Origin of the sequence: Roseixanthobacter psychrophilus (assembly GCF_043195195.1) — a bacterium.
Lineage (GTDB): Bacteria > Pseudomonadota > Alphaproteobacteria > Rhizobiales > Xanthobacteraceae > NCEH01.
Genome location: NZ_JBAFWT010000018.1, coordinates 85,488 through 101,683 on the forward strand (window position 1 = coordinate 85,488; position 16,196 = coordinate 101,683).

Genomic DNA, 16,196 nt, shown 5'->3' on the forward strand with positions numbered 1-16,196 from the left:
TGTGCCATGGCAGTCGAAAAAGTATCGGATCAGAGTTTCGAACAGGACGTGCTCAAGTCTGGCGCGCCGGTCGTGGTGGATTTCTGGGCCGAATGGTGCGGTCCCTGCCGCATGGTGGGCCCGATCCTTGATGAAGTTTCCGGCGAGCTCGGAGACAAGCTGAAGATTGTAAAGCTGAACGTGGACGAAAATCCGGAGACGGCGTCCAAGTATGGCATCATGTCCATTCCCACCCTGCTCCTGTTCAAGGACGGCAAGATCGCGTCCCGTCAGGTCGGCGCGGCTCCCAAGGCGAAGCTGGTGCAGTGGATCAACGGCGCCATCTGAGCGTCGTCTGGTTTAAGAAGTCCCATGAAAAAGGCGGGCATTGCCCGCCTTTTTTGTTGCCTGAACGCTGGATCGGTTCCTGTGGCTTCAATGCTCGCTAAGCAGGCGCACGGAAACCGCACGCCATAGAGCCTCGCAGCCGGGGGCAAACGCGTTAAGCCGGTTAGCTTGCGCCTCTGCGGCTGCGATGTCGCGAAATGGCCAGGCTTCGTCGACGAAAAAAGCTGCGCCGGGAACGATCACGGGCGAGGCGTCGGACGTACCCACCGTTTCATGCCCGTCGAAGAACAGCCAGTTTGAAGGCGCTGCGTTCGCCATGCGTGCGACAACAAAGTCTGTGTCACGAACGGCACCGCGCGTGGGCAGGCTGATGTGACGCAAAAGGGACCGTTCGAAGAGGGGCAGGCTGAAATTCATTTTGGTCTCACGCACGCACGGCGGAAAGCATGTCCGCCTCTTAGAAGGGTTAAATGCCGCACAGCCCTTCTGGTTCCGCTAACCCTCAGTTTTGGTTGCAGATCTGCACGGTGCGGCGCGCGTAGAGCGGTGGCTTGACCGCATCTTCAATAGCTGACAGCGGCGAGATAGAGCCCGCAGGCCGGCGCCATCGGCCCGCAACGGGTGCGATCGGCGGCCGCGAGCGCATCCGCGAGGTCGTCTGCGCTCCATCGCCCTTCGCCCACCCGCAGCAGCGAGCCCACCATCGAGCGCACCTGATGGTGCAGGAAAGAGCGCGCGGACGTCGTGACACGGATCTCTTCGCCGATCCGCGCCACGTCGAGCTGGTCTAAGGTCTTCAGCGGTGAGGCTGCTTGGCATTCGGCGGCGCGGAAGGTGGTGAAATCGTGCTTTCCCAGCAGGCGTTGGGCGGCGGCGTGCATGGCCTGCGCGTCCAGCTTCTGGGGAATGCGCCACGCCCGATCGCGCTCCAAGGCAAGATCGGGACGGCGGTTCACGATGCGATAGAGATAGTGCCGCTTGGTCGCCGAAAAGCGCGCGTCGAAATCGTCCGCCACCCGCTCGGCGGAGAGGACGGCGACCGGATGGGGCCGCAGATGTGCGGTCAACGCATCGCGCACCACATCGGGGCGCCAGTCCTTGGCGAGGTCGACATGAGCCACCTGTCCGGTGGCGTGAACGCCGGAATCGGTGCGGCCCGCGCCAGCCACCTGGGTTTTGGTCCCGGTCAGCCGCTCCACAGCCTCTGACAGCACACCCTGAACAGTCGGCAAATCCGCCTGGATCTGCCAGCCGGCGAAGGCCGTTCCGTCATATTCGATGATGAGCTTGTAGCGCGGCATGGGCTCACGCGAGCCGGTGGCCTGCCGCAAGGGCATTGCCGCGCAGGAACACCTCCGCCGGCATGGGTTGCTTGCCGGCCTTCTGCAGGCTGGTCAGTCGCACTGCCCCTTCGCCGCAGGCGATGGTCAGCCGGTCGTCGAGAACCTCTCCCGGTGCGCCGGACCCGTCCGCACGGGTCGACCGCAGCACCTTCACCCGTGCCTCATCCTCGCCGAGCGGGAACCAGGCACCTGGGAAGGGGGAGAGGCCGCGAATCTGATTGTGGACCTCGCGCGCCGGGTGGCTCCAGTTGATGCGCGCCTCGCCCTTGGCGATCTTGGCGGCATATTTGATCCCGTCATCGCTCTGGGGCGTGAAGTGCAGGCCGCCTCGTTCCAGGGCCGCCAGCGCCCGGCCCATCAGATCGGCGCCCAGGACCATCAGCTTGTCGTGTAGTTCGCCGCTGGTCATGTCGGGGGCAATGGTGACTCGTTCCAGCAGGCCGACCGGCCCGGTATCGAGGCCGGCCTCCATCTTCATCACGGCAATGCCGGTTTCCGCATCGCCCGCCATGACGGCGCGCTGGATCGGCGCGGCGCCGCGCCAGCGGGGCAGCAGGGAGGCGTGCAGGTTCAGGCAGCCGAGGTCTGGAGCGTCCAGGATGGGCTGCGGCAAGATCAGGCCATAGGCGACCACCACTGCCACGTCGGCCCGAAGCTCGCGCATCTGCTGCGCCGCCTCTTCGGTGCGCAGCGTCTTTGGGGTGAACACCGGCAGACCGAACTTTTCCGCCAACGCATGGACCGGGGAGGGCGTGAGGTCGAGGCCCCGCCGGCCGGCGGGCGCCGGGGCGCGGCTGTAGACCGCAACCACCTCATGGCCGCGCGCGACGATCTCGGTGAGGGTCGGCACCGCAAAGTCCGGCGTGCCCATGAATACGATGCGCATCGGTCAAGTCTCTCGGCCGCCGCCTCGCACGCGGACCATGCGGCAGGCTCGGCTTGGGATCCGCGCCGGCGGGCCGTGCGGAGACGTGCCTTTTAGGGCAAGCAGGCCGGGTGCGGCAACGCGCAAGGCTGTTTTGTCCCGTGGTCGATCAGCCCTCCGCCTCGCGACGCGCGGCCTTGGTGAACTTCTTGGTCACCCGATCGCGCTTGAGCTTGGACAGATGGTCGATGAACAGGACGCCGTTGAGATGGTCGATCTCATGCTGGATGCAGGTGGCGAAAAGGCCATCGGCCTCGGTCTCGACGGTCGCGCCTTCGAGGGTCTGAAAGCGCACCGTCACCCGCGCTGGACGCTCGACCTCCTCGTAATATTCTGGGATCGACAGGCAGCCCTCGCTGTAGACCGAAAGTTCGTCCGAAGCGGCGATGATTTCCGGGTTGATCAGGGCGAGTGGCTTCTTCTCCTCCCCCTCGCGTGTCGCATCGATCGTGACGACGCGCCGCATCACGCCCACCTGTACGGCCGCGAGCCCGATGCCCGGGGCGTCGTACATGGTTTCGAACATGTCCGCGACCAGCTTCTTCACCTCATGGTCGATCTTGGCGATCGGTTGCGAGATGAGCCGCAGCTTGGGTTCGGGGATGATGAGGATCGGACGTATGGACATAAAACGCAGATAGGCGAAGGCCCGCAAATCGTCAACATGTTCGCGCTTTGTTCGTCGCAAGAATCGGGGTATGGAAACTTATGAGCGAGGTTTTGCTTCTTCTCGGGTCGCAGGCGGTGACCGTTGGCGAGGCGCTGGCGGCTGCGGGAGCCGGCGTGTTTGCCGTCCTGGTCCTGATGCTCCTCGCCTCCCACCGCACCGCCCGGCAGCGCGCCGACGAGGCGGAAGACGCCGCCGCCCACGCGACCGAGATGGAAGCGCGGCTGCGCGATCTCGTCCGCATTCAGGCCGAAACTTCTGGCCGGGTGCAGACCATGGCCGAGGTGCTCGCCCAGAGGCAGAGCGAATTGGCGCGCGCGGTCTCAGAGCGACTCGATTCGACCTCCCATCGCCTCGGCGAAAGCTTCAACACCTCCGCGCGCGCGACCCATGAGAGCCTGACCAAGCTCGCGGAACGGCTGGTGATGGTTGAAAAGGCCGAAAAGAGCTTGAGCGACCTGTCTTCCCAGGTGATTTCGTTGCGCGAGACCCTCTCGAACAAACAGGCGCGTGGCGCCTTCGGGCAAGCGCGGATGGAGGCCATCGTTGCCGACGGCCTGCCGCGGAACAGCTTTGCCTTCCAGCACACCCTCTCAAACGGCAAACGGCCGGACTGTGCGATCTTCCTGCCAGGGGACGCGCGCCCGCTGCTGGTGGATTCCAAATTTCCCCTAGAGGCTGTCACCGCCTTCCGCGAGGCGCCAACTGCGGAGAGCAAGAAGCTCGCGGCGGCGCGGCTGACCCAGGACATGATGAAGCATGTCAACGATGTCGCGGAGCGCTATCTCCTGCCCGGGGAGACGCAGGACATCGCCTTGATCTTCGTGCCGTCTGAATCCGTCTATGCCGAGATCAACGAGAATTTCGACGATATCATCCAGCGCGCCTTTCGCGTGCGCGTCGTGCTGGTGTCGCCCTCCTTGCTGATGCTGGCGATCCAACTGGTGCAGGCGATCTCGAAGGATGCCCGCATGCGCGAGCAGGCGGACCACATCCGCGCCGAAGTGGGTGCCCTGGTGTCGGACGTGGGACGCCTGCGCGAGCGAGTGGGTGAACTTTCCAAACACTTTGGCCTGGTGGGGGAGGACGTGTCCAAGGTCCTGATCTCCGCCGACAAGATCGCCAAGCGCGGCGCGCGGTTGGAACAGCTGGAGTTCGACGCGCCCGCCCTGCCGCCAAGCGACGCCGAAAAAGGCGGGGACAGCGTGTCCACTGCGTCCGCCCGATCCGCCCGGGCGTCTTCCCCGCCGATCCCCGCGTCCCTGCGTCTTAACCTGCACGGCGTCGCCGAGTGAGGTACGTCCCGCAGCTGTGTGCGGACGATATTGCACCTTGCGTCGTCGTGCCGCGGCGGTAGCTTTACCTCGGCGTCACGAATCGAGGCGGATGGTCGGAAGAACCGGCACTGCGGAGTGAAAAGGAAAAAATGCCTGAATTGCCCGAGGTGGAAACCGTCCGCCGCGGTCTGATGCCGGTGTTGCAGGGGGCCGTGATCGAATCGGCGGAAGCGCGCCGGCCGGATCTGCGTTGGCCTCTGCCCGAGAGCTTCGCCGAGCGCCTTGCCGGTCGCCGCGTGGAGGCGGTCGGCCGGCGTGCGAAATATCTCCTTGCCGATCTCGATGGCGGCGAAGTCCTGGTGGTTCATCTCGGCATGTCCGGCTCGATCCGCATCGAGGGCGGCCCTAATGTGTCTCGTCCCGGCGGCTTCCATTATCCGCGTGGGCAGGATGGGCCGCACGACCATGTGGTGCTGCATCTCTCCACCGGCGCGACGGTCACCTTCAATGATCCCCGCCGGTTCGGTGCAATGCTCCTGGTGCCTTACGACCGCCTGGAGAGTCACCCGCTGCTGCGCAGCCTCGGGCCCGAGCCGCTAGGAAATTTGTTCCATGCCGAGCATTTGGCGCGGGTATGCGCCGGCCGGCGCTCCAGCCTGAAGGCGACGCTGCTCGACCAGAAGGTCGTTGCCGGGCTGGGGAATATCTATGTCTGCGAGGCTCTGCACCGGGCCAATCTCTCGCCGCGCCGCCTCGCCGCCTCATTGGCGACCAAGGCGGGCGGCCCCACAGCAAGGGGAGCGCGGCTGGTGACGGCGATCCGCGATGTGCTGCGCGAGGCGATCCAGGCCGGCGGATCGAGCCTGCGCGATCATCGCCGGGTCAATGGCGAGCTTGGGTATTTCCAGCACGCCTTCCGTGTCTATGACCGCGAAGGGCAGCCATGCCCCACGCGCCATTGCAAGGGCACTGTCCAGCGCATGGTGCAAGGTGCGCGATCCACCTTCTTCTGCGCGTCCTGCCAGCGCTGACGGCGCTGGTGCTGGCCAAATGCGCCACGCCTCGGGGTCGATCCGGGCATTGGGGCTCCTGCGCGGGGATGTTAAGCAGTGGCGCCGCGTGCGCTTCAAGCCCCGCGCGAGGGAGGATGAAAATGGCGTATGAGACCATCCTGGTGGAGATCCACGGCCGCGTCGGCCTGATCCGTCTGAACCGGCCGCAGGCGCTGAACGCGCTCAATGCCCAGATCATTCGCGAGCTGAATACGGCGGTGGACCTGTTCGAGGCCGATCGTGAGATCGGCTGCATCGTCCTGACGGGCTCGGAGCGGGCCTTCGCCGCCGGCGCCGACATCAAGGAGATGAAGGACTTCACCTATCCCACGACCTATCTCGACGATTTCATCACCTCCTGGGAGCGCCTCTCGCGCGCCCGCAAGCCGGTGATCGCGGCGGTGGCGGGCTTTGCGCTGGGCGGGGGATGCGAGCTCGCCATGAGCTGCGATTTCATCCTGGCGGCGGACACCGCCAAGTTCGGCCAGCCTGAAATCAAGCTCGGCGTCATGCCCGGCGCCGGCGGCACCCAGCGCCTGACCCGCTTCGTGGGCAAGTCCAAGGCCATGGAAATGTGCCTTACCGGCCGGATGATGGATGCCGCCGAAGCGGAGCGGGCGGGGCTGGTCTCGCGCGTCGTGCCGGCAGCCGATCTGGTGGACGAGGCGCTGAAGGTCGCAGCCACCATCGCCGCCATGTCGCTGCCGGTGGCCATGATGACCAAGGAGAGCGTCAACCGCTCGTATGAGACCACGCTTTCCGAGGGCATGCGCTTCGAACGGCGGGTGTTTCACGCCCAGTTCGCCCTGGCCGACCAGAAGGAAGGCATGGCCGCTTTCTCCGAGAAGCGCCCGCCCAACTTCACCAACAGCTGAGGAGGTTTCCGCCCGGCGGAAGTTATCCACCGGGCGGACCGTGATCCGGCAATCTTTCTTGGAAAGGTGGCTTGGCAGGCGTTGACAAGGCGGGACCTCCCCCCTTATGTCTCGCCTCCTCTCGACGGCCAAGGCCTTCGAGCCCAGGTGGCGGAATTGGTAGACGCGCTGGCTTCAGGTGCCAGTGGCTTAACGGTCGTGGAGGTTCGAGTCCTCTCCTGGGCACCATTCGCTCTTCTCAGAGCGTCTGACAAAGCTTCAAATTCATTTAAATTCAACGGCTTGAGCCCCTTTCAAGGGGTCATGACGTATCTCTCCGTGCCGTTGCATCTCATCGATTTGTAGGCATGTTCGTAGGCATCTGCCTCGTGCCTACAAAAGAGATGCCTACACATGTCGCTCACCGACCTCGCGCTTCGCAACGCCAAGCCGAAGGACAAGTCTTACAAATTATTCGACGGCGGCGGCTTGCATGTGCTCGTCAGCCCGAACGGCAGCCGCATCTGGCGCCTGGTCTACAGGTTCTCCGGCAAGCCGAAGCAGCTTTCCTTCGGCCCCTGTCCCACCACATCGCTGGCCGATGCGCGCCTCAAGCGCGATGAAGCAAAAAAAAAGCTGCATAACGGAGAGGATCCCTCAACCGTTCGCAAGCTCGATAAGGTCGCGGCATCCGTAGCGGCGGAGAATACGTTCGGCGCGATAGCAGCGGAATATCTGGCAAGGCTGGAGTCGCGCGAAGCCGCTCATCGCAGCGAGTCGCTCGATATCCTCGCCCAAGTTCAAGCAAAGCCGCCCATTGGCTTGATCTGGATCGCGGCCAACACAGACAACCGCCGTGTGATAAGCTTGACCACCGAAGAACTCGGTGAGCACGAACCCATCCTCTGCGTCGACAAAGTCCGCAACGGTTGCCTTGTTGGCGAACCGCACGAAGCGCTGCCACAACTCGGGGGAACGTTGGAAAACGAGTCGACTGAGCTCCAGAGTCGCCAGCGCATCCGACATTGCATCGTGAGCGCGCGAATGAGCGACGCCATTTGCAGCCGCGAGAGCCTGTAAGCGAAATGTTCGGCCGCCTTCGGCACCAAGCGGCACCACTAGATGTGCAGGCGACACGGCGTCTGCAGCCATCACCAAGCTCAGAGCGTCGGCCCGGCAGTTTCTGTGGTTGCTCGTAAGGTAGGCGGGATAGAAGCACTGAAACAGTGCGTGGTTATCCCGTCATCGGTTCATGGCGCGCTCACGCGTCCATGTGGCGAGGCCCTCGGTGTCGAGATAGTCAATCCTGAGCGCGACGGCCTTGCCGGCCTTCACCACGAAGCGCACGGACGACAGCGAGCCATACGGCGCATTCTCGCTGCGCGGGGCGACCGCAAACGTGTCTCCGTCCCAATGGGTCAGCGGCATGGACAGCTTGCCGGGGCCGAGCGCCAGCACCAGGCCGCTCGCGCCCTGCGTAATCCGCGCCGGGCCGAAATAGGCATTGTCATAAGTGCCCACATAATCGGCCGCCGGGTGGGCCTTGGCCGGATTGGCCGGCGCCGTCTTGCCCGCGAGATCCCCGGCCGGGTCATAATAGGCCAACAGCCGCGGATGGAAGAGCGCATACCAGTCGCGGGTGGGCGCGCCATACTGGACGATGTCCATGAAGTGGCTGGCGATCGCCTCCGCCGCCCCCACGGGGCCGCCGTTGGTCAACACCACGATGGCGATGTCGGCGGACGGCAGGAAGCGGACATGCGTACCCGCACCAGTCCCGAAGGCGCCGGAATGGGACATGTTCGGCCGCCCGTTGGCGTCCACCGAAACGTTGAAGCCGAAACCGTAGAAGCTGGATCGCGCGCCGATGGTGGGGGCAGGCGCACTAAAGGCCTGCGCCCGCAAGGCCGGCAGCAGGGCTGCGGGCGCGATCAGGTCCCGCCCATTGTAGCGGCCGTTGGCGAGCACCAGCTTCATCCATTCGGCCATGTCGGTCACGTTGGAAGACACGCCGCCGGCCGGCGACTGCGCGTCGGGATCTCGCTGGTAGAGTGGCACGAAACGTCCGGCTTCCAGTGCGTGCAGCACCGCCCGGTTCTCGCGCTGGAGCAGGTCCTGATACCGCGAGCTCGTGGACGTCATGCCCAGCGGTCCGTAGAGCGCCTTCTGGGATAAGTCCTCCCACGACTGGCCCGAGGCCCGCGCCACCGCCTCGGCGCCGGTGGTGAGACCGAAGTTGGAATAGGCATAGGAGATACGGAACGGTGCCAGCGGCAGCAGGCGCAACCGCTCCAGGATCGCGGTGCGGTCGAAGCCGATGTCCTCGAGCGTGTCACCGGCAGCGTACGGCAGGCCGGAGCGATGCGCAAAGACGTCACCCACCGTTACATTGGCGCTGACATAGGCGTCCTTGAGCGCGAAGCCTGGCATGAGCTGTGCCACCTTGTCGTCCCATTTCACCACACCTGCCGTCACCTGCGTGGCGACGACGGTGGCGGCGATCGGCTTGGACAGGGAGGCCAGTTGGAAGACGGTGTCCGTGTCGATCAAGGCCGGCTTGCCAAGTTCACGAACGCCGAAGCCGCGCGCGAACACCGTCTTGCCGCCGTGCACCACGGCAACGGCCGCCCCCGGGACGCCGCTACGCTTCAGGACGCTTTCAATCGCCGCCGGCAGATCCTCCAGCGCCCGCTCCGTCCCGCCCGGGGCGAGCGGGATGACGTCTTCCGGCGGGAACGCCCCAAGCGTCAGGGGAACGGTCTGCGCCTGCAGCGGCAGCACCGCGGCGCTCAACAAAAGGGCGGCGGCGAGCCTCAGGGCCCCCCGGCCGACGAACGAGGTGAACATGGCCATGACATCGGTCTCCGGGAATGTGATCGCCTGCACACGTGGCGGTCACGTCAGGGGGTGGGGCGGGCGGTCAGGCCAGAAAACAATCGAGGTACGGTCACCACCGGTCAAGATTGCGGCGGGCTTTTATCCGGCGCATGCAGGTCTGGCGCCGCGCTGTGACGAGAGGCGGGCGGTGTGGGGCGGGTGCCCCCTCACCCCGGCCCTCTCCCCGGTGGGGAGAGGGGGAGCGCTCTCGCCGCCGTGAGGGCGGTCCCTCTCTCAGGTTCCATTTCCCGCCCCCGCCGGTCCCCCCTCTCCCCGCCGGGGAGAGGTCGCCCGCTTGCGGGGGGTGAGGGGCTCGGGCGGTGCGCTTTGACGAGAGGTGCCGGGAAGATAAAGCAGGCCAGCCGCGGTTCACCGGCATCGCGTAGCGATCGCCGCTCCCTGTCCCCGCCGGCCGGCCAAAAGCTCGCGCGGAAGATGGGAATTGCGGAGCCGGGAGGCTCAGGCATCGAGGTCCCCCGATTCTGAAAAAGGTCGACGGACCACGCGGCCACGGGCCGAGCGCTCCTTGTCACGCCGGGGCGAGCCGGACGGTCAAGTCACCACTAGCGGGCAATTGTTTGCGCAATATTTGAAAGCCGCACAATTGCGCCCTTCCCCCGAAACGCGCACGGAAAAATGTCGCGGCGACGGCGGCCTCAGGTCGCCGCGATCAGGCCCGTTGCCATCAGGACAAACGGTGGAATGACATCCGCACCGTGCAGCCCGGTCATACGGCCGACGAGCCCGCGCATGATGTTGGCGCGCGCCTGCAGCGAGGTGAGATGGCGCACCGAAGTCATGTAGGTGTATTCGATCGCGTTGCGGGCCCCTTCGCGACCGGCCGCGATCAGCACATCGGTGACGGCCTTCGGCAGGTGTTGGCTGGCTGGCGTGACCAGCGCGGCGACCATCACACTGAGATCCGGCGGCGAATGCGGGCTGTCATAGGCGAACGCCGCCGCCTTGAGCGCCTCGCGGTCGCCGGCTGCCAGCAATGCGATGCACTTCAGCACACGCATGTGCAGCTCGAACTCGGATTCGGGATCGGCCATCTCGATGCCGCGATCGAAGAATGCCACTGCAGCGGCATACTCGCCGCGCGCCTGCCGGAGTTGCCCGAGCAGCGGCAAGGCGGCGGCAAAGTCCGCCGTGCGGGCAAAAGCGCGATCGGCGAGATCCTCGGCCAGTTCCAGATGGCCGCGATCCACGAAATAGAGAAGCTTGGCGGCGGCCAGCATCAGCAGGGGATTGCTCTCGATGAGCGGCAGGCACTCCAGGGCTGTCGCCTCGATCTCGCTCTCCAGCTCGTCGCGCTCGCCACGGCTGATGCCGGTGAAGGGATTGGTGAGGACGAGGCGCGCGAACAGATGCAAGCCCCACTGCAGGGCGATGTCGGCACTGGCCGGGTTCTGCTCCCGCGCGTCGCGCAGTTGCAGGCCCTTCTCCAGCCATTTCGGATTGGAGGCCGACAACAGTGTCGTTGCCTTGCGAAAGCGGATTTCGAGCGGCTGGTCGGTGGGCGTACCCAACCCTTCCGAGGCCTCCGCCAGACTTCCCTGCAACGCCTCGATGACGCCTTTCGAAGCGCGTTCGATCTCCGGCGGGAGCAAGGCCGCGCCGGCGCATTCAAGACGAGAAGCCCGGATGATGCGCCGTGACGACATCTCCCGAAGGGTGGCCGTGCAATCCAGGCGCGCGCCGCTGTCCTGAAGGCTGACCTGCAGGACGTATCGCGTTCCTGCGCCCTCTTCACTCCCCGCGACGATCACCGTCTGGCCCGCTCCAACCTTGCCTGCGATCGCGTCGCGCATCTGTCCGGCGATGACGTCCGCGTGCTTGGCCAGCCCCTGATCGCGTCGCGGAACGACAGCGACAATTGCCAGAAGCTTGAGCGCCGATGCGAGACCAAGCTTCGGGGTCGCTGGCGGCAATTGGGTGGCGATCCAGACATAGCCTTCGCCATACTGCGTGGCGATATATTTGGGGGCTCTCGCACTGTCGCCCAGCTTTGACCGCAACCGGTTGATGAGAAAATCGACGTTGCGATCCGAGGTATCGGAGTCCGCAGACGCGACCACGTCGAGCAATTGGCTGCGCCGCATCAGGCGATGCGGGTTCCGGGACAAGGCCAGAAGGAGCGATCGCTCACTCCGGGTGAACCGTACCTGCTTGCCGTCGCGATGAGCAAACAGGCAGCTGCGATCCAATATGACATCGCCGAACACCAGGCCTTCTGGTTGCGCCATTGCGTGTTCCATCTGAACTCGTCCCCACCTGCCCGGTCAACGCGGCGCTCCCCAGCAGGAGGAAGACGTGCGGGGCGCCTTCCTCACATCGCTCGACGGTCGCGTGTGACACCGCGAAGTAACCATACGTAATTATGGCCACTTTCAAATAACAGACAAACAATTGCCCGACACATAGCCGCGATCATCCGGAAATTGCCGGCAAATAAACTGCGTCCGGTGGCCTCTTCCAGTCGTCTGCTCGGTCATTCCCAGTGCCAGCCAAAGGCTACGATGAGGCATCGGAACAACCAAACGATCTGGCCGTGCAGGAAGCCTGCTTGTCCAATCGGCTCTCGGGCGGGAGGCCGGACGTGTCGGGCTCCGGATGGCCCCGATGGGCATATAATACCTTTACACACGTGCGCTCCCATCCGGGACACAGCAATTGCCCGTTTTCAAATAATCCGCAAACAATCGCCTGCTATCGGTGACCTCACGGAATTAGCACCGGCTTGCCAGAATAAGCGTTCAGCAACCGGAGAATTCCGGCATGGCCTGTGCCTGGCTCTGCTCTGGAGGATGCGGAGAGATCGGCGCGGCTCAAGTTGTGTCAATCCATTGCACGTCGGCTGTGCATTGCCGCTTGCGATTGTGAATGTGGATTGTCGGTTTTCAACTTGAGGCGGCCACTGTTGGCGGGAATGAGGTGGGGGATGATCATAAACTTTGGATGTGGCCGGGCTTGGCCGTGGCGGCCGCCACAAGCGGGCCGCATCACGCAAGGGCCAGGGCGAAGACGCCTCGTGCATGTCCTGCTCTGAACGCGGCGCATCCGGTGTCGCCGACCGCTCGCGCTCGCGAGCCGGCGCTGATCGCTAGATCAGTCTGAGACGCCAGGCCGGATCGGCGGCGCTGGCCCTCATCCTCTCCGTTCATTCAACCGCGGGGCGCAGGCCGTCGCCGCGATCGCAGGCCCGCGCCCTGCCCGCTTCGGACAGAGGAAGGCTGCGCCTCGTCTTTCACAGGTTCATGGGAATATGCTGATGTCCGTTTCTGTTGCTCCCGACCATCGCCACCGCCTGCGCACGCAGGCTTGGCTCGGCCAGACGTGCCTCTCCTCCGGCCTTGTCCGCACGCTGCCCGCGCTGCTGCTGGCTCTGGGGCTCGGCGTTGCCGCGACGCCTGCGGGGGCGGCGAATTTCGATGTCGCCAACGAGGCCCAGCTTGCCGACGCCGTCGCAAAGGCGGCCAACGGCGACACGATCACCTTCAAGGCGGATATCGAGCTCAGCGCGAAGGGCAAGGCCGGCGCCATCACCACCAACATCACCATCAACGGCAACGGCCACAAGCTCCTCGGCAAGGAGGGGACGAACGCCAACGGCCTCTATGTCCAGTCCGGCACGGTGACGATTCAGAATCTCGATCTGTCCAACCTGACCACCAAGGGAACAAGTGGCGGAAACGGCGGCGGGGGCGGCGGTGGCGGGGCTGGCACGGGCGCCGGACTGTTTGTCGGCGCGGCCGCAAACGTGACCCTCAGCAACGTGATCCTGAAGAACAACAGTGCCGTCGGCGGCAACGGCGGCGTTGGTGTCATTGATGGTAGAGACACCACCTCCCAGGGCGGTGGAGGTGGCGGCAGCGGCCCCAATGCAGGCAACGGGCAGGCCTCCACAGGCGGCAGCGTTGGGCAGGGCGGCCCCATCGGGGGCGGCGACGGGAATGGCGGCAATGGCCAGTGGGGCGCTGGCGGCGGGGGCAGTGGAAGTCGGGCAAAAGGTGGCAATGGCGGGTTCGGCGGCGGCGGCGGCGGCTCCCTGGATGCGAACATTGGCACCGGCGGATTTCTTGGGGGTAACGGCGGCGCGGGCAGGCCTCCTACCAGCGGCTATACATGGTATAATGGTGGTGGTGGCGGCGGCGCGGGAATGGGCGGTGCCATCTTCGTTCAGAATGGCGGCACGCTCTCCGTCACCGGCACGCTGACAGTTTCGGACAATACTGTTGCGGGCGGAACGGGCGGCAGCAGCAGGGCGGGAGCCGGCGGGATCAGCGGTGCCGCTGGCGGGAATGGCGGTGCCGCCGGCGCCGGTCTGTTCCTCGCCGGAAACGGCACGCTCAATCTCTCCTCCGCTGCGGGCGAAACGCAGACCATTTCCGACGCCATCACCGATCAGACTGGTCTCGGCGGCACCGGCGCCAATGCCGGCAGCTGGGGGCTGGTGAAGGCCGGCGCGGGCACCCTCACCCTCACCGGCGCCAACAGCTATACCGGCGGCACCACGGTGAGCGGCGGCGTGCTGCGCGGCAATTCGACCAGCCTCAAGGGGGGCATCGTCAACACTGCCAGCGTGGTGTTCGATCAGACCGCTGCCGGGACCTATGCGGGGATCATGTCCGGTAACGGCGCGCTGACGGTCACCGGGGGCAAGCTCTCCCTCACCGGCGCCAACACCTATACGGGCCTCACGTCGGTGACCGGCAACGGAACGCTCGAAGTCACCGCCGCCAACACGATCGCAGCGGCGAGCACCGTCGCTCTCGACAACGGCGCGCTGCTGATTGGCGGCGGGGTAGCTCTCAACAACGCCATCTCGCTCACGAACCGGGGCAGCCTCGGCTCGAGCGGCGGCATTGCGACCGTGAGCGGCGTCATCAGCGGCGCCGGGGCGCTGGACATCAATACCGGCACCGTCGCTCTGGCGGCCAACAACACCTTCACCGGCGGCCTGAACGTCACCGGCGGCACGGCGCTGTTCACCGCCGATGCCAATCTCGGAGCCGCCGGTGGGGCGGTCACTCTGACCAGCGGCGGCTTGGTAGGCGCTGCGGCGAATGCTGCGGCGAATTTCGTGACAAATCGCAACCTGACCGTCTCCGGAACCGGCGGCATTACCGGCGCGCAACACGCCGTGGACTGGAGGGGCGCCATCGGTGGCACCGGGGCGCTTATCGTCAGCGGTGCAAATGTCGTCGAACTCAGCGGCACCAACACCTATTCCGGCGGAACCCTGATCCAGGGCGGTGCACTGAAGATCGACTCCGACGCACGGCTCGGAGATCTCGGTGGCACGCTGGACTTCTCCAACAACGGACGCCTCCTGGCTGCCCAGTCCTTCACGACCGGACGGGCAATCAATGTCGGGACGGGCGGAGGCGGGTTCGAACTGGGGGCGGGAACAACCCTCGGCCTAAGCGGCGCGATCACCGGCGGTGTGGTCAACCAGACCGGTCAGGGCACGCTCGTCGTAACCGGCTCGAACGCGCACCAGGGCTTCGCGAACTATGGCGGCACCCTTCAGGGCGATGCCGCCACGCTCGGGCGTGCCATCCGGTTCGACAGCGACGCCTCCAATACCAATTCCCGCAAGGTGGTCTTCGCTCAAGCCACGGACGGCACGTTCACCGGCAACATCGGGGGCACCGGAACAACTCCGGGGCTTGGTAACGTCGTCAAAACCGGCGCCGGCAAGCTGACCCTGATGGGAGAAAGCAACTTCAAGTCACAGGTTGCGGGCGCCGCGGAATTCGAGGTGCAGGCAGGGACATTGCAGGGCAACAGCAAGAGCCTCGCCGGGAACATACAGAATAATGCGGCGCTGATCTTCGATCAGTATTTCGATGGCACCTATGCCAGTGCGATCACCGGCGCCGGCTCGGTGACCGTCAGCGGCACAGGCAAGCTCGCTCTGAGCGCAACCAGCACGATTGCGGGCGCCACCTCGGTCACGGGCGGGGGGACCCTCGTCGTTACCACCGCCAACAATTTCGGCGCGTCGTCGACGCTCGGTCTCAACGGCGGCACGCTGATGCTTGGAACCGGAGCAACCGCGTTCAACAAGGCGATCACGGTCACCGGCTTCGGCGGCATCGCTTCGACCGGCGGCACCACGCCGAACAACAGCATCGCGACCGTCAGCGGCGTCATCAGCGGCTCCGGCCAGTTGGACATCAACAGCAACACCGTCATTCTGGCGGCGAACAACACCTTCACCGGCGGTCTGCGCGTCATCGGCAGCAACGCACAGGCGCTCTTCACCACCGACGCCAATCTTGGAGCGGCCGGACAGGCCATCACGCTGCAGAACGGCGGCATCGTCGGCACGACGGCCGATGCCGCTCCCAATCTCACGATGACCCGGAACCTCAACATCGTCGGCTCGGGCGGGCTCTCCGCCGCGCTTCATCCGCTGGTGTATAACGGCACCATCAGCGGCAACGGCACTTTCATCAAGTCCGGCGGCGGGATCGTGAACCTCACCGGGACCAACACCGCCACGGGCGGAACGGCGGTGCGCGCCGGCACGCTGCAGATTGCATCCGACGACAAGCTGGGTGCCGCGGGTGCGCGGCTGGAGCTCTCCGAGAACGGACACCTCTGGGTGACCCAGAGCATGACCACCGCACGCGCCGTCACCCTTGGCGGTGTTCCGGGCGGCGGTTTCCAGCTCGACAGCGGCACCACTCTCACCCTCACGGGCGCGATCAGCGGCACCATGCTCAGCCTTCTGGGCACCGGCACGCTCGTCCTCAACGGCACCAGCACCTACGCCGGCATCACCAACAGCGGCGGCACCATTCTGGGCAACACCGACACCCTGAAGGGCAACATCATATTCGACTACAACGCGAACAATACCAAT

General features: G+C 65.3%; 12 protein-coding genes and 1 tRNA gene. 7 read left to right on the forward strand and 6 right to left on the reverse strand.

Annotated features, from left to right (window positions below):
* Nucleotides 1-6: 6 nt before the first annotated feature.
* A complete protein-coding gene (gene trxA, locus V5F77_RS16495; protein ID WP_429006450.1) occupies nt 7-327 on the forward strand; it encodes a thioredoxin in 321 nt (106 codons plus the stop codon).
* 87 nt (nt 328-414) lie between these two features.
* Here trxA and V5F77_RS16500 read toward each other — a convergent pair whose 3' ends face one another.
* The 4 genes from V5F77_RS16500 to def all read right to left on the reverse strand — a co-directional run bounded on the left by V5F77_RS16500 (nt 415) and on the right by def (nt 3,223).
* Nucleotides 415-744, reverse strand: coding sequence for a hypothetical protein (locus V5F77_RS16500; RefSeq protein ID WP_429006451.1), 330 nt, complete (start codon nt 742-744; stop codon nt 415-417).
* Between the two features lie 146 nt (nt 745-890).
* Nucleotides 891-1,628, reverse strand: a complete 738-nt coding sequence (truA, locus tag V5F77_RS16505; protein ID WP_429006452.1) for a tRNA pseudouridine(38-40) synthase TruA — start codon at nt 1,626-1,628, stop codon at nt 891-893.
* Between the two features lie 4 nt (nt 1,629-1,632).
* Nucleotides 1,633-2,556, reverse strand: a complete 924-nt coding sequence (gene fmt, locus V5F77_RS16510; protein ID WP_429006453.1) for a methionyl-tRNA formyltransferase — start codon at nt 2,554-2,556, stop codon at nt 1,633-1,635.
* A gap of 148 nt (nt 2,557-2,704) precedes the next feature.
* A complete protein-coding gene (gene def / locus V5F77_RS16515) occupies nt 2,705-3,223 on the reverse strand; it encodes a peptide deformylase (RefSeq protein ID WP_429006454.1) in 519 nt (172 codons plus the stop codon).
* Nucleotides 3,224-3,303: 80 nt separating this feature from the next.
* On the opposite strand from def, the gene V5F77_RS16520 reads away from it, so the two are divergent.
* The 5 genes from V5F77_RS16520 (at nt 3,304) to V5F77_RS16540 (ending at nt 7,525) form a co-directional block, all read left to right on the forward strand.
* On the forward strand, nt 3,304-4,557 hold the full coding sequence (locus tag V5F77_RS16520) for a DNA recombination protein RmuC (RefSeq protein ID WP_429006455.1): 1,254 nt from the start codon (nt 3,304-3,306) through the stop codon (nt 4,555-4,557).
* A 131-nt stretch (nt 4,558-4,688) separates the two neighbouring features.
* On the forward strand, nt 4,689-5,570 hold the full coding sequence (mutM, locus tag V5F77_RS16525) for a bifunctional DNA-formamidopyrimidine glycosylase/DNA-(apurinic or apyrimidinic site) lyase (protein WP_429006456.1): 882 nt from the start codon (nt 4,689-4,691) through the stop codon (nt 5,568-5,570).
* Nucleotides 5,571-5,692: 122 nt separating this feature from the next.
* Nucleotides 5,693-6,466 carry an enoyl-CoA hydratase gene (locus tag V5F77_RS16530; protein WP_429006457.1) on the forward strand — a complete coding sequence of 258 codons (774 nt, stop codon included), beginning with the start codon at nt 5,693-5,695 and terminating at the stop codon, nt 6,464-6,466.
* A gap of 141 nt (nt 6,467-6,607) precedes the next feature.
* Nucleotides 6,608-6,694: transfer RNA gene (locus tag V5F77_RS16535), tRNA-Leu, on the forward strand.
* Nucleotides 6,695-6,859: 165 nt separating this feature from the next.
* Complete coding sequence (locus V5F77_RS16540; RefSeq protein ID WP_429006458.1) at nt 6,860-7,525, forward strand: Arm DNA-binding domain-containing protein; 666 nt, start codon at nt 6,860-6,862, stop codon at nt 7,523-7,525.
* A 162-nt stretch (nt 7,526-7,687) separates the two neighbouring features.
* On the opposite strand, the gene V5F77_RS16545 is transcribed toward V5F77_RS16540, so the two are convergent.
* Entirely contained in the window at nt 7,688-9,298 is a 1,611-nt protein-coding gene (locus V5F77_RS16545) for a serine hydrolase (RefSeq protein WP_429006459.1), read from the reverse strand.
* A gap of 680 nt (nt 9,299-9,978) precedes the next feature.
* Nucleotides 9,979-11,547: a winged helix-turn-helix domain-containing protein gene (locus V5F77_RS16550; protein ID WP_429006460.1), complete on the reverse strand. Its 1,569-nt coding sequence runs from the start codon at nt 11,545-11,547 to the stop codon at nt 9,979-9,981.
* Between the two features lie 1,046 nt (nt 11,548-12,593).
* Here V5F77_RS16550 and V5F77_RS16555 point away from each other — a divergent pair.
* Nucleotides 12,594-16,196: beta strand repeat-containing protein (locus tag V5F77_RS16555; RefSeq protein ID WP_429006461.1), on the forward strand; the 3,603-nt coding region annotated here is incomplete at its 3' end.

Coding starts and splice junctions, on each gene's coding strand:
- trxA (WP_429006450.1), top strand. CDS start 7: ATGGCAGTCGAAAAAGTATCGGATCAGAGTTTCGAACAGGACGTGCTC.
- V5F77_RS16500 (WP_429006451.1), bottom strand. CDS start 744: ATGAATTTCAGCCTGCCCCTCTTCGAACGGTCCCTTTTGCGTCACATC.
- truA (WP_429006452.1), bottom strand. CDS start 1,628: ATGCCGCGCTACAAGCTCATCATCGAATATGACGGAACGGCCTTCGCC.
- fmt (WP_429006453.1), bottom strand. CDS start 2,556: ATGCGCATCGTATTCATGGGCACGCCGGACTTTGCGGTGCCGACCCTC.
- def (WP_429006454.1), bottom strand. CDS start 3,223: ATGTCCATACGTCCGATCCTCATCATCCCCGAACCCAAGCTGCGGCTC.
- V5F77_RS16520 (WP_429006455.1), top strand. CDS start 3,304: ATGAGCGAGGTTTTGCTTCTTCTCGGGTCGCAGGCGGTGACCGTTGGC.
- mutM (WP_429006456.1), top strand. CDS start 4,689: ATGCCTGAATTGCCCGAGGTGGAAACCGTCCGCCGCGGTCTGATGCCG.
- V5F77_RS16530 (WP_429006457.1), top strand. CDS start 5,693: ATGGCGTATGAGACCATCCTGGTGGAGATCCACGGCCGCGTCGGCCTG.
- V5F77_RS16540 (WP_429006458.1), top strand. CDS start 6,860: ATGTCGCTCACCGACCTCGCGCTTCGCAACGCCAAGCCGAAGGACAAG.
- V5F77_RS16545 (WP_429006459.1), bottom strand. CDS start 9,298: ATGGCCATGTTCACCTCGTTCGTCGGCCGGGGGGCCCTGAGGCTCGCC.